Here is an 11,830-nt window from a genome sequence, read left to right as displayed (position 1 = left end):
AGCACCATGTACAAGAACCAGGAAATCCTCGACTACACGGTCGGCGCGAAGAACCGTCCCGCCGACGACTATGCCTGGCCGGCGGACGACCACCTGATCCCCGACTGGGTCTACACCAGCCAATCGGTGTACGAGCGCGAGATGGAGCGCATCTTCAAGGGCCGTTCGTGGAACTTCGTCGCCCTGGAGGCCGAGATCCCCAATCCGGGCGACTACAAGCGCTCCTACGTCGGTCCCGTGCCGGTCGTGGTCTCGCGCGCCGACGACGGCAGCATCCACGTCTTCGAGAACCGTTGCGCGCACCGGGGCGCGGAATTCTGCCGCAGCAGCCGTGGCCACGCGAAGGAGTTCGTCTGCCCCTACCACCAGTGGTCCTACGACCTCAAGGGCAACCTCCAAGGCATTCCCTTCAAGCGCGGCGTGAACAAGCAAGGCGGCATGCCGCGCGAGTTCCGCAACGAGGACCATGGCCTGTTCAAGCTGCGCGTCACGACCCGGCACGGCGTGGTCTTCGCCTCGTACTCGGCCGACGTGGAGCCGCTGGAGGAATACCTGACGCCCGAGATCCTGAAGGACTTCGACGTCGTCTTCCCCGGCAAGCCGCTCAGGATCCTGGGCTATTACAAGAACGAGCTGCCCTGCAACTGGAAGATGTATCACGAGAACCTGAAGGATCCGTACCACGCCACGCTGCTGCACTCGTTCCTGGTGGTGTTCGGCCTGCTGGTGGCAGGCAACGACTCGGCCATGATCGCCGACCCCGTGCACCACCGGCACGGCACCATGGCCTCGGCCAAGAAGGAAGACAAGTACGCCGCCGTCAGCGAGGAAAACAAGAAGGAGATGCGCTCCTTCCACGACGGCATGCGGCTGCAGGACGACCGCTTCCTGGAGTTCGTGAAGGAATTCGACTCGCCCTGGTCGGTGACCATGCAGACCATCTGGCCCAACCTGGTCGTGCAGCGCGAGATGAACACGCTGGGCGTGCGCCAGATCGTGCCCAACGGCCCCCACAGCATGCTGATGATCTGGACCATGTTCGGCTACGAGGACGACACGCCCGAGATGACCCGGCATCGCCTGCGCCAGGGCAACCTGATGGGGCCGGCGGGCTTCCTGGGCCTGGAGGACAACGAGGCCATGAAATTCGTGCAGGAGGGCGTGCGCCGCAGCAGCCTGGACACGAACGTCGTGAAACTGGACGCGGGCAACGTCGGCACGGCCACGTCGCTGATATCGGAAGCCGCCATACGCGGCATGTATCGCTACTACCGCGAAGTCATGGGATGGGAAAAGGCATGATGACATTGCAGCTTTCAGGATATGCGCCCTCGCGGGTGGACGCACGGCGGGCGGCGGAGCTGCGACCGCTGGTCGAGCATTTCAACATCGAGTATTGCGCGGTGCTGGACAGCGGCCACATCGAGGAATGGCCACGCTTCTTCGCCGAGGACTGCATCTACCGGATCACCGCGCGCGAGAACGCCGAGCTGGACATGCCGGTAGGGCTGGTCTATGCCGAGGGGCGCCCCATGCTGCACGACCGGGCGGTAGCGATCTCGCGCACGCAGATGTTCGCGCCCCGCACCATGACCCACCTGCTGTCCGCCCCCCGCATCGTCGGCGAGGAAGGACAGGAAATCTGGGCCCAATGCAATTACGTGCTGCTGCAGACCCTGGTGGAGGGGCCCACCACGCTGCACCTGGCCGGCACCTACCACGACCGGTTCGTCCGCGACGGCGACGAACTGCTGCTGCGGGAGAGGCAGGTGATCCACGAATCGTCGGTGATCGCCAACGACCTGGTCTACCCCGTCTAGGAGGAATGGAATTGACTACCCTACGCAAGATCGCGCTGGAAGAACACTTCATGATGCCCGGCTTCGAGACCTACTCGAAGGCATTCCTGAACTTCATCGACCCGGCCACCATGAAGGAACTGGGCCAGCGTCTGGCCGACTTCGACACGCTCAGACTCGATGAAATGGACCGGGCGGGCATCGAGCTGGTCGTGCTGTCCCAGTCCGGACCGGGCGTGCAGGCCGAACCCGACACCACTCTCGCACTGCGCCGGGCGCGCGAGAACAACGACTTCCTGGCCGAGCGGATCGCGCGGCGGCCGGACCGCTATGCGGGCTTCGCCATGCTGCCCATGCACGATCCGCTCGAAGCAGCGCGCGAACTGGAACGCTGCGTGAAGCAGCTGGGATTCAAGGGCTCGCTGGTGAACGGCCACACACTGGGACGCTACTACGAAGGCCGCGAATACGATCCGTTCTGGGAACGGATGCAGGAGCTGGACGTGCCCATGTACCTGCACCCCATCGACCCGTGGAAGCCGCTGCACGCGCTGGACGGCGCGCCGGTGCTGGCCGGCGCCAGCTGGGGCTGGGGCGTCGAGACCGCCAGCCACGCGCTGCGCATGGTGTTCGGCGGCGTGTTCGACCGCTTCCCCCGGCTCAAGGTCATCCTGGGCCACATGGGCGAGGGCCTGCCCTTCCAGCGCTGGCGCTTCGACAGCCGCTTCGCCGCCTACCCCTATGGGGTCAGCCTGCAGCGGCGGCCGTCGGAATACATCGGCACCAACCTGCTCATCACCACCTCGGGCGTGTGCTCGCATCCGACGCTGGTCGGCGCGGTGGGCGAGATGGGCGTGGACGCCGTGATGTTCTCGGTCGACTACCCCTACGAATCGACCGAAGCCGCCGCCCGCTTCATCGACACCGCGCCCCTGGAACCCGCCCAGCTCGAAGCCATCTGCCATGGCAACGCGGCGCGGATCCTGGACCTGTAAACCGCATCCGACGGAGACTCCCATGACCAAGCCGCTGTTTCGCATCGGGCAGATCGTGCCCAGTTCCAACACCACCATGGAAACGGAGATCCCGGCCATGCTGGCCGCGCGCCAGCAGATCCGGCCGGAGCGCTTCACCTTCCACTCCAGCCGCATGCGCATGAAGCACGTGGTCAAGGAGGAGCTGGCCGCCATGGACGCCGAGTCCGACCGCTGCGCCGTCGAACTGAGCGACGCCCGCGTCGACGTGCTGGGCTATGCCTGCCTGGTCGCCATCATGGCGATGGGGCGCGGCTATCACCGGCAGTCCGAGGCCCGCCTGAAGAACCATACCGCCGCCAACGGCGGCGACGCGCCCGTCATCACCAGCGCGGGCGCGCTGATCGAAGGACTCAAGGTGATCGGCGCCCGGCGCATCGTGGTGGTGGCTCCCTACATGAAGCCGCTGACCGAGCTGGTGGTCGACTACATCCGCCACGAGGGCTTCGAAGTCGCCGACTACCGTGCCCTGGAAATCCCCGACAACCTCGAGGTCGGACGCCACGACCCCGAGAACCTGCCGGCCATCGTCGCGCAGATGGACACCAGCCAGGTCGATGCCATCGTGCTGTCGGCCTGCGTCCAGATGCCGTCCCTGCCCGTGGTGGCCAAGGTCGAGGCGCAGACCGGCAAGCCGGTCCTCACGGCCGCCATCGCCACGACCTATGCCATGCTCAAGGCCCTGGACCTCGAACGCGTCGTGCCGGGGGCCGGCGCGCTGCTGTCCGGCGCCTACTGACACGGCCTCTTCCTTCCAGCGAGCCTCTCATGCCCGACAGCCAATTCCTCTACGGCGCCAACGTGCGCGCCAACGGCATCCGCCAGCATTACCTGCGCTACGGCGGCGCCGACGGCGAGCGCGCCTCGCGCGATCCCGTCATCGTCGTCCCCGGCATCACCAGCCCCGCCATCACCTGGGGCTTCGTGGGCGAGCGCCTGGGCCGGCACTTCGACACCTATGTTCTCGATGTGCGCGGCCGCGGCCTGTCCACCGCCGCGCCCGGCCTGGACTATAGCCTCGATGCCCAGGCCGAGGACCTCATCGCGCTGGCCGAGGCGCTGGGCCTGGCGCGCGCCAGCGTGGTGGGCCATTCCATGGGCGCCCGCATCGGCCTGCGCGCCGCGCGCATCGGCATGCCCGCCATGGCCAGGCTGGTGGCGGTCGATCCGCCGGTATCCGGCCCCGGACGCCGCCCCTACCCCGCCAAGCTTCCCTGGTACGTCGATTCGATGAAGGCGGCGCGCGCCGGCATGGACTGGACCGCCATGCGCGAGTTCTGCCCCACCTGGACCGAGGAGCAGCTGCGGCTGCGCGCCGAATGGCTGCACACCTGCGACGAGGAGGCGGTGCTGGCCAGCTTCGAAGGCTTTCACACCGACGACATCCACGCCGATCTTCCCGCGATCCGGCAGCCCGTGCTGCTGATGACCGCCGAGCGTGGCGGCGTGGTCGAGGATGCCGACGTCGCGGAATTCGGGCAGCTGCTGGCCTCGATGCGGACCGTGCGCGTGCCCGGCGCCGGCCACATGATCCCGTGGGACAACGAGGAAGGCTTCTACCAGGCCTTCGGCACGTTCCTCGGCGTTTCAATCTGAGATCCCTCTCCACCTCCAGACCACAGGCAAGACCATGGCCATCAGCGACTATCCGTTCATCGAAGCCTGGCGCCAGGTGCTGACGCTGTCCCGCCTGGAGGCGGGGCAGACCGTGACCATCCTGACCAGCGCGTCCACCCATCCGCAGACCCTGTCGTGCGCCACCATCGCCGCCCAGTCCCTGGGGGCCATCGTCAACCGGCTGGACCTGCCGCCGGTCAACGGCGAGAAGGCCCTGAGCCGGGACGCGCTGGCCTACCTGGGCACGACGCCCCTGACCGGCAACCACGCCGCCATCGCCGCCCTGAAGGCCAGCGACCTCGTCCTGGACCTGATGACCCTGCTCTTCTCGCCGGAACAGCACGAGATCCTGCAGACCGGCACCAAGATCCTGCTGGCGGTCGAACCGCCCGAAGTCCTGATGCGCATGGTCCCCACCCAGGAGGACAAGACCCGCGTCACCGCGGCGGCCGCGCACATCCAGGTCGCCCGCGAGATGCGCGTGCGCTCGGCCGCCGGCACGGACCTGCGCTGCCCCCTGGGCGAATTCCCCGCCATCAGCGAATACGGTTTCGTCGACGAACCCGGCCGCTGGGACCACTGGCCCAGCGGATTCGCGCTGACCTGGCCCAACGAAGGCGGCGCCAGCGGCCGCATCGTCATCGACCGGGGCGACATCCTGCTGCCCCAGAAATGCTACGTGGACGACCCCATCACGCTCACGGTGGAGAACGGCTACGCGGTGCGCATCGAGGGCGGCCTGTCGGCCAGCCTGCTCGACGACTACATGGCGTCCTTCGACGACCCCGAGGCCTACGCGATCTCGCACATAGGCTGGGGTTTGCAGCCGCGCGCCCGCTGGTCCACACTGGGGCTGTACGACCGCGAAGCCACCATAGGCATGGATGCCCGTGCCTTCGAAGGCAACTTCCTGTTCTCTCTCGGCCCCAACAACGAAGCCGGCGGAAGCCGCACCACCGCCTGCCACATCGACATCCCGCTGCGCCGCTGCACCGTCAGCCTGGACGGGCGGGACATGGTCGCGGACGGCAAGGTCCTCGACCAGGCCTAGACACGGAGCCATCATGCACAAGGAAATCTCGACCTACCAGCGCCAGGGATTCGGCGCCGATCTCGAACTGCGCGGACCGGCCGCGCTGCTCATCGTCGATTTCGTCAACGGTTTCGCCGACCCGGCCATGTTCGGCGGCGGCAACATCCGCGAAGCCATCGAGCGCACGACGGTGCTGCTGGCCGAGGCCCGCAGGCTCGGGTGGCCCGTGGCGCACACACGCATCGTGTTCGCCGACGACGACGCCGATGGCAACGTATTCACCGAAAAGGTCCCCGGCCTGCTGAAACTGAAGGAACACGCCCCCGCCAGCGCCATCGTCCCCGAGCTGGCCCCGGCTCCGGGCGAACTCGTGGTGCGCAAGACGCTGCCCTCGGCCTTCTTCGGCACCACGCTGGCCGCATGGCTCGCGCAGCGCGGCGTGCGCACGCTGATCGTGGCCGGCGCGGTCACCAGCGGCTGCGTGCGCGCCAGCGTCGTGGACGCCATGTGCCATGGCCTACGCCCCGTCGTCGCCTCGGACTGCGTGGGCGATCGGGCGCTCGGCCCGCACGAGGCCAACCTGTTCGACATGCAGCAGAAATACGCCGCCGTCATGCCGCGCGACGAGGTGCTGCAGGCGCTGGGGGCGGCCGCCAGCCGTTGATTCCTGGGCCCGATGGGTGGTCCGCAGTATACTGAGTAAAAATGCGCCGGCCCCGCGCCGGCGCCGGTATACCTGTGAAGCACCCCACAATGACCCAATCCCCCCCCTCGCACCCTTTCGATCCCGCCGAGCAGGTGCTCTGGTCGCGCGCGGGATACCTGGTCCGCCGCCTGAACCAGATCCACTATGCGATGTTCTTCGAGGAATGCAGCAACGAGATCACCCCGGTCCAGTACGGCATCCTGACCGCCCTGTCCCTGCAGCCGGGCAGCGACCAGAAGACGATCGGCCACGAACTCGGGCTGGACCGCACCACCACGGCCGACGTCGTCAAGCGGCTCGAACGCAAGGGCTACCTGACGCGCCGCGTGGATCCCGACGACCGCCGCTCGCGGCAATCCTTCATCACCGAGGAAGGACTGCGCGTCATGGGCCAGTTGCAGGACGGCATGACACGCGCCCAGCAGCGGCTGATCGCCCCGCTCAGCAAGAAGGACCAGGAAACCTTCATGCGCCTGCTTTCCAAGCTGGTGCAGGCCAACAACCACTACGGCCGCGCGGCCGCCGACCTCTGATCCTTTTCCCCTGATTCGTCGCGGCACACCTGGCGGATCGCCTCGATCAGCAATTGCGCCCCCGGCGACGAATGCTCCTGCGTGCGACGCAGGATGCCCATGGAACGCTCGGTGCCCGCCAGCACCACCGGCAACTCCACCAGGATGCCCGCCCGCAGTTCGTGCGGGAACAACTGGCGCGAAGCCGCAGACAGCATGTCGGTCTCCAGCAGCAGCCCCCGGATCAGGGAGATGTCCGACGACTCCACCGCCACCTGGGGTTCCGGCAACCCATGCTGCGCCAGGCACGCGCCCAAGGCCTCGCGCGTGGGCGTGCCCTGCCGGGGCAGCACCCATGCGGTCTCCATCAGGTCGGCCAGATCCAGGGCGGCAGCCGCGGCCAGCGGATGATCGCGGCGCGCCAGCACCACCATGGGCTCGCGCATCAACTGCTCGACCACCAGCGCGCTTTCCAGCGGCTCCACCGGCAGCGCGCCCACCAGGAAATCCACGTCGCCCAGCCGCAGGCCCGCCACCAGCGTATCCATGGGCGCCTCCAGCGTGCGCACCTGGAGGCGCGGATGCCGGGCCAGCACACTGCCGATGGCCACCGGCAACACATACGGACGGCTGAACGGCAGCGCCCCGACCACCACCTGTCCTTCGATCACGCCCTTCAGCGCCGAGATCTCGGTGCCGGCCAGGCGCAACTGCGCCAATGCTCGCTTCACATGCGCCAGCAGCAGCTCGCCGCATTCGTTCAATGCGACGCCGGCATGCGCGCGGTCGAACAGGGGCACGCCGACGCTGGCCTCCAGGTCGTACAGCGCCATGCTGGCGGCCGGCTGGGAAACGCCCACCGCCGCCGCCGCCGTGCTGATGTGCTTGCGCTCGGTAAAGGCGAACAACAGTTCCAGGCGCCGCTCGTGCACGGCCAACGAAAAGAACGGCGCGGTGCGCAGCCGCGGCGCCGACTCGGGGTAGCGCTCGCACAACGTGTCGCAGGCTTGCTGCAGTTCGGCGAACGCCAACTCGGTCCGTCGGTGCAGCGCCTGGCCGAAGTCGGTCAACAGCCACTGGCGCGCGCTGCGCTCGAACAGCGCGACGCCGAACCAGCCTTCCAGCTCCTGCACCGAACGCGACACGGCCGACTGGGCGCGGCGCAGTTCCTCGCTCGCACGGGCCAGGTTGCCGTGGCGCACGACGGCCAGGAAGGGGCGCAGGTGCTTGGTGTGGAGCATCAAAGAGCTGGAAGGGCGTCGGCCGGGGCGTGCTTGCCGAACAAACGCAGGAGCTCGACCGAGGTCGTGACCTCGCCAAAATTCACCCGGACCGTCGATAACGTGCCCTCGTGGCCAGCCGCGTTGCCGCTGCCCACGCAATCCTCCGCCACGACGATGTGATAGCCGAGGAAGAATCCGTGCCTGAGGGTCGAATCGACGCAGACATTGGTGGCCACGCCCGCCATCACCAGCGTCCTGATACCCCGCTCCTGCAACTGCGCGTGCAGCCCGGTCTCGTGGAAACCGCTGAACGTGTGCTTGTCCACGACGATGTCCCCCTCCCGGGGTTGAATGCGGAAGAAGTCGGCACCCCAGGTTCCCTCCATGCAGCAGCCCTCGGCATCCCGCATGGCGACGTGGGCCTCCGCCAGGTACTTGAAATCGTAGACCGAGCGCAACCATGCGACCGCAGCCCCCGATCGCCTGGCCCCGTCCGCCAATGCGCCGATCCGGTCGGCGATGGCGGCATTCTCGTCCACCCGGATGGGATGGCGGCCGCTTTCAGCCCGGGTGCGCTGCAGGTAGCCGCCCTGGGCACAGAAATCGTTCTGCATATCGACGATCACTAACGCCGTGTGTCGCGGCTGCGCTTTCTCCGCCAGGGTGCGTAGGATATTGCTCATGGCTGCCCCCCTTCAACGGTCCGGCATGATGGTGCCGCACTTCTTGCAGGTGCGGAAATCGAGCGAATCCCAGAAATTGTCGTAGGCCCGCGATACCGGATCGGTACCGTAATCACTGACGATGAAGCGTTCCTCGTGCAGCAGATTGTCGCAAGAAGGGCAGAACCAATGGAAGCGGTCCACTTCGCCAGGCCGGCGCTTGCGCTCGACCACGAGCTGGAACGCATCGGGCGGGAAACGCGGCGAATGCGGCACCATGGGCGGCTGGTAAAGACAATGTCCTTCGGGAACCACCGCGACCTTCTCCACCCCCTCGGGCGTACGATAGTGCAGGTGCAGGTCCCCCTTCAGCGAATACTGCATCTCGTGGCTGGGATTCAGGTGGAACTCGCTGCGGTATTCACGGCCGCGCGCAATGAAGCACAGGCAGTCGTCCTCCTGCCACAACGGATAGGTCCGCCGCTCTTCGTTGTGCCGCAAGTGCTCCATGATTTCCTGCAAATCGATTTGCGGCATGTGCAATTGCAGGCTGGGAAATAGTTTCATCGCTATGTCCTGGTAGTGAATCCCCCCATTCTCGGCTCCCCGCGGGACTGGCGCCAGCCGGCAATGCTTCTGCCTGGGGCGAAAAAACTTATGCCCGCCCGCCGGCCATCAAAATGCTTCTGCCGGTCCCGAAAGCGCTTATGCCCCATCCCCTCCGGCCTGCGGCAATGGCACAGTGGCGGGGCCACCCGCTGGTGGGGTGGCTTGCTCAATCTTCGGGAATCCGGACCATGAAAACGCCAATCATCCATTCCGTGCTCGCGGCGATCACGCTGGCCCTGTGCGGCGCCGCGCCGACGCACGCCCAGGACTACCCCGCCAAACCCGTGCGGGTGGTCTCCACCTTCCCCGTGGGCAGCGGCCCCGACGTCGCGCTGCGGCTGGTGGCCGACCGGCTGTCGCAGAAATGGGGACAGCCCGTCATGGTCGAGAACAAGCCGGGCGGCAACGGCTTCATCGCCATCGACGCCGCCAAGCGCAGTCCCGCCGACGGCTACACCCTGCTCCAGATGGACAACGCGCAGACCAGCGCCCATCCCTACCTGTTCAAGAAGCTGCCCTACGACCTGATGCGCGACTTCGAGCCCATCACGCCCATGCTGCGCAACTACTTCTTCGTAGTGGTACCGGTGGACAGCCCCTTCCGCGGCACCGGCGACCTGCTCCAGGCGGCGCGCGCCAAACCCGGCTCGGTCACCTACGGTTCGTGGTTCGTCGGTAGCCCCGGCCACATCGGCGGCGCCATGCTGGAACAGGGAGCGGGCGTGGAAATGATGCACGTCCCGTACAAGGACATGGGACAACTCTACGCCGCGGTGGCCAACAAGGAACTGGCCTGGGCCTTCGGCAGCGGCGGCAGCGCCGGCCCCCTGCAGCGCGCCGGCAAGGTCCGCTACCTGGCCGTCTCGGCGCCCCGGCGGCTGGCGGGCTTCCCGGACGTCCCCACCATCGCGGAATCCGGCGGACCGGCGGGCTTCGACCTGGCGGGATCGGTCGCGCTGCTGGCGCCCAAGGGCACGCCCGCGGCGGTCGCCGACAAGATCCAGCGCGACGTGGCGCAGGTGCTGCGCGACCCGGAGGTCCTCAAGCGCTACGACGCGATGTTCTACGAGCCCTACGTGCTGGAACGCGCCGAGTACGTGAAGGAGCTGGCCGACGAGACCCGGCGTTTCGGGCAGGTGCTCAAGCGCTTGAATATCGCGCTGGATTGAAACGCCCGGTCAGGCCGACGCGCCGAAGTGCCCCAGGATGTCCGCCGTATCCAGCACGTCGGCATACTTCGCATGCATGTCCAGCAGGCTCATCGCATGGCTGGATTGCAGGCGGTCGAAGCAGGCGTCGGCAGCCACGGCGATGCGGTAGTTGGCGCTGAAGCCATCCACCACGGTGGCACGCACGCAGCCCGAGGTGCTGCCGCCCGCCACCACCAGCGAATCCGCACCCAGCAGGGTCAGGTAGGACTGCAGCGGCGTCGAGAAGAACGCCGATGGCTTCTGCTTGCCGATGACGAGGTCGCTGGGCTGCGGAGCGATTTCCTCGACGATCTCGTCATGATGCCGATCGGATTGGGACAACGGAGCCTCTTGCGGCCGCGATCGTGCATGCTTCCACAGCCACGAACCCATGTCCCATTTGTCGTCCCGGTACGCGCCCCGCGTGTAGATGACGGGCCGCTGCTGCGCGCGAAAGGCGGCCAGCAGTTCGCGGATGCGGTCGATGGCGTCCCAGCTTGCCTCGCCGCAAGAGTTGGGCCAGCGGCGAACGGAGTCAGTGATGGGCTCGCGCCGGTCGCCGCAAAAACCATAGGTGGCGTCGACGATCACCAGGGCCGGGCACGCGCCGAATCCCATGCGGGCGCCGTAGCCGGACAGCTCGATGATCTCACGGTCGCGCGGCGTCAGGTACGAATACAGCGATTCGAGCGTGGCCATGTCCAGGGCCTCCTCAGGCGAACAGCGCGGCATCGCCGCGGGCCTTTTCCTGCCACGCGAGCTTGCGGACGAAGTAGTTCCAGGAATGCTCGACGTGGACGGGCGTCATGATCTGTTCGCGCCGGCGCCGCCGCACGGGCGGCATGGGGAAGGTCGCTTCGGCGCGCATCTGCGAACCCAGCACGTGGATGCGCGCGGCGCGCTCCAGGAAGACCCCCACGCAGACGGCATGGGCGATGGACGTGCCGCAAAAGGTGACGCCGTGATTGGCCATCAGCACGGCGAAATGCGGTCCCAGGGTGCGGGCCAGCGCGGCGCCCTCTTCCTCGGTCTTGAGCAGCGCGGCCTCGTCCCGGTGGCAGGGCAGTTCGTCGAAGTAGTCGGCATCCAGCGTGAACGGCGCCAGCGCGGTGCCGAACGACGACAGGATGCTGGCGTGGAAGGGATGGGTATGGGCGACGACGTTGACGTCGGGCCGCGCCTTCAGGATCTCGGAATGGATGGGCCACTCAGAATGGCGCCCCCCTTCCCCTTCCAGCTTGGCGCCATCGTGGCCGACCAGCACGAAGTCGGCGGCGGACAGGATCTCGCCCAGGCCGCGCGCGTTGCGCTTGAGCCAGAAGCCGCGCCCTTGCGGATCGCGCAGCGACAGGTGGCCCAGGGTCATGTCGCCATGGCCTTCCATTTCCAGGACGCGGCAGGCCGTCGCCAGTTGTTCCAGTTGTTCGTCGATAGACATCGTGGGA

At 67.2% G+C, this 11,830-nt stretch carries 14 protein-coding genes; 9 read left to right on the top strand and 5 right to left on the bottom strand.

Going from position 1 to position 11,830, the window contains the following annotated elements; all coding sequences use genetic code 11:
• Positions 1-6 precede the first annotated feature (6 nt).
• From R4823_RS02470 to R4823_RS02435, 8 genes are all read left to right on the top strand, one after another.
• Positions 7-1,302 carry an aromatic ring-hydroxylating dioxygenase subunit alpha gene (locus R4823_RS02470; protein WP_087838346.1) on the top strand — a complete coding sequence of 432 codons (1,296 nt, stop codon included), beginning with the start codon at positions 7-9 and terminating at the stop codon, positions 1,300-1,302.
• Positions 1,302-1,820 carry a nuclear transport factor 2 family protein gene (locus R4823_RS02465; RefSeq protein WP_132980736.1) on the top strand — a complete coding sequence of 173 codons (519 nt, stop codon included), beginning with the start codon at positions 1,302-1,304 and terminating at the stop codon, positions 1,818-1,820. Before R4823_RS02470 ends, R4823_RS02465 begins: the two co-directional genes overlap by 1 nt.
• 11 nt (positions 1,821-1,831) lie before the next feature.
• Positions 1,832-2,794: an amidohydrolase family protein gene (locus R4823_RS02460; protein ID WP_338619249.1), complete on the top strand. Its 963-nt coding sequence runs from the start codon at positions 1,832-1,834 to the stop codon at positions 2,792-2,794.
• A 22-nt stretch (positions 2,795-2,816) separates the two neighbouring features.
• Positions 2,817-3,572: an Asp/Glu racemase gene (locus R4823_RS02455; protein ID WP_087838348.1), complete on the top strand. Its 756-nt coding sequence runs from the start codon at positions 2,817-2,819 to the stop codon at positions 3,570-3,572.
• Between the two features lie 29 nt (positions 3,573-3,601).
• On the top strand, positions 3,602-4,429 hold the full coding sequence (locus tag R4823_RS02450; RefSeq protein WP_338617270.1) for an alpha/beta hydrolase: 828 nt from the start codon (positions 3,602-3,604) through the stop codon (positions 4,427-4,429).
• 34 nt (positions 4,430-4,463) lie between these two features.
• Positions 4,464-5,501: a 2,5-dihydroxypyridine 5,6-dioxygenase gene (locus tag R4823_RS02445; protein ID WP_338617268.1), complete on the top strand. Its 1,038-nt coding sequence runs from the start codon at positions 4,464-4,466 to the stop codon at positions 5,499-5,501.
• 13 nt (positions 5,502-5,514) lie between these two features.
• The gene (locus R4823_RS02440; protein WP_087838351.1) at positions 5,515-6,147 is read left to right on the top strand and encodes an isochorismatase family protein; all 633 of its coding nucleotides are present in this window, start codon (positions 5,515-5,517) and stop codon (positions 6,145-6,147) included.
• Between the two features lie 89 nt (positions 6,148-6,236).
• Positions 6,237-6,722, top strand: a complete 486-nt coding sequence (locus R4823_RS02435) for a MarR family winged helix-turn-helix transcriptional regulator (RefSeq protein WP_087838352.1) — start codon at positions 6,237-6,239, stop codon at positions 6,720-6,722.
• Here the strand turns inward: R4823_RS02435 and R4823_RS02430 are convergent.
• The 3 genes from R4823_RS02430 to R4823_RS02420 are packed head-to-tail and all read right to left on the bottom strand — an operon-like array spanning position 6,695 to position 9,153.
• Positions 6,695-7,942: a LysR substrate-binding domain-containing protein gene (locus R4823_RS02430; RefSeq protein ID WP_087838353.1), complete on the bottom strand. Its 1,248-nt coding sequence runs from the start codon at positions 7,940-7,942 to the stop codon at positions 6,695-6,697. The two genes, R4823_RS02435 and R4823_RS02430, sit on opposite strands and share 28 nt — an antisense overlap.
• Positions 7,942-8,607, bottom strand: coding sequence for a cysteine hydrolase (locus R4823_RS02425; protein WP_132980732.1), 666 nt, complete (start codon positions 8,605-8,607; stop codon positions 7,942-7,944). Before R4823_RS02425 ends, R4823_RS02430 begins: the two co-directional genes overlap by 1 nt.
• 12 nt (positions 8,608-8,619) lie before the next feature.
• Complete coding sequence (locus tag R4823_RS02420; protein ID WP_338617267.1) at positions 8,620-9,153, bottom strand: 3-hydroxybutyryl-CoA dehydratase; 534 nt, start codon at positions 9,151-9,153, stop codon at positions 8,620-8,622.
• Between the two features lie 230 nt (positions 9,154-9,383).
• Here R4823_RS02420 and R4823_RS02415 point away from each other — a divergent pair, with 230 nt between their 5' ends.
• A complete protein-coding gene (locus tag R4823_RS02415; RefSeq protein WP_338617265.1) occupies positions 9,384-10,364 on the top strand; it encodes a tripartite tricarboxylate transporter substrate binding protein in 981 nt (326 codons plus the stop codon).
• A 9-nt stretch (positions 10,365-10,373) separates the two neighbouring features.
• Here R4823_RS02415 and R4823_RS02410 read toward each other — a convergent pair whose 3' ends face one another.
• Both R4823_RS02410 and R4823_RS02405 read right to left on the bottom strand, forming a co-directional pair.
• Positions 10,374-11,084 carry an isochorismatase family protein gene (locus tag R4823_RS02410; RefSeq protein ID WP_338617263.1) on the bottom strand — a complete coding sequence of 237 codons (711 nt, stop codon included), beginning with the start codon at positions 11,082-11,084 and terminating at the stop codon, positions 10,374-10,376.
• Between the two features lie 13 nt (positions 11,085-11,097).
• Positions 11,098-11,823 (bottom strand): class II aldolase/adducin family protein, encoded by a 726-nt coding sequence (locus R4823_RS02405; RefSeq protein ID WP_279814511.1) that lies wholly within the window; start codon positions 11,821-11,823, stop codon positions 11,098-11,100.
• Positions 11,824-11,830 lie beyond the last annotated feature (7 nt).

The organism is Pigmentiphaga sp. CHJ604 (genome assembly GCF_036972535.1).
GTDB lineage: Bacteria > Pseudomonadota > Gammaproteobacteria > Burkholderiales > Burkholderiaceae_B > Pigmentiphaga > Pigmentiphaga daeguensis.
The sequence above is the reverse complement of the archived record's forward strand: the minus strand, read 5'-3'. Positions and strand labels throughout refer to the sequence as shown.

What these genes read in the sequence shown, in the direction of transcription:
- R4823_RS02470 (WP_087838346.1), top strand. Translation starts at nt 7, where the DNA reads ATGTACAAGAACCAGGAAATCCTCGACTACACGGTCGGCGCGAAGAAC.
- R4823_RS02465 (WP_132980736.1), top strand. Translation starts at nt 1,302, where the DNA reads ATGACATTGCAGCTTTCAGGATATGCGCCCTCGCGGGTGGACGCACGG.
- R4823_RS02455 (WP_087838348.1), top strand. Translation starts at nt 2,817, where the DNA reads ATGACCAAGCCGCTGTTTCGCATCGGGCAGATCGTGCCCAGTTCCAAC.
- R4823_RS02450 (WP_338617270.1), top strand. Translation starts at nt 3,602, where the DNA reads ATGCCCGACAGCCAATTCCTCTACGGCGCCAACGTGCGCGCCAACGGC.
- R4823_RS02445 (WP_338617268.1), top strand. Translation starts at nt 4,464, where the DNA reads ATGGCCATCAGCGACTATCCGTTCATCGAAGCCTGGCGCCAGGTGCTG.
- R4823_RS02440 (WP_087838351.1), top strand. Translation starts at nt 5,515, where the DNA reads ATGCACAAGGAAATCTCGACCTACCAGCGCCAGGGATTCGGCGCCGAT.
- R4823_RS02435 (WP_087838352.1), top strand. Translation starts at nt 6,237, where the DNA reads ATGACCCAATCCCCCCCCTCGCACCCTTTCGATCCCGCCGAGCAGGTG.
- R4823_RS02430 (WP_087838353.1), bottom strand. Translation starts at nt 7,942, where the DNA reads ATGCTCCACACCAAGCACCTGCGCCCCTTCCTGGCCGTCGTGCGCCAC.
- R4823_RS02425 (WP_132980732.1), bottom strand. Translation starts at nt 8,607, where the DNA reads ATGAGCAATATCCTACGCACCCTGGCGGAGAAAGCGCAGCCGCGACAC.
- R4823_RS02420 (WP_338617267.1), bottom strand. Translation starts at nt 9,153, where the DNA reads ATGAAACTATTTCCCAGCCTGCAATTGCACATGCCGCAAATCGATTTG.
- R4823_RS02415 (WP_338617265.1), top strand. Translation starts at nt 9,384, where the DNA reads ATGAAAACGCCAATCATCCATTCCGTGCTCGCGGCGATCACGCTGGCC.
- R4823_RS02410 (WP_338617263.1), bottom strand. Translation starts at nt 11,084, where the DNA reads ATGGCCACGCTCGAATCGCTGTATTCGTACCTGACGCCGCGCGACCGT.
- R4823_RS02405 (WP_279814511.1), bottom strand. Translation starts at nt 11,823, where the DNA reads ATGTCTATCGACGAACAACTGGAACAACTGGCGACGGCCTGCCGCGTC.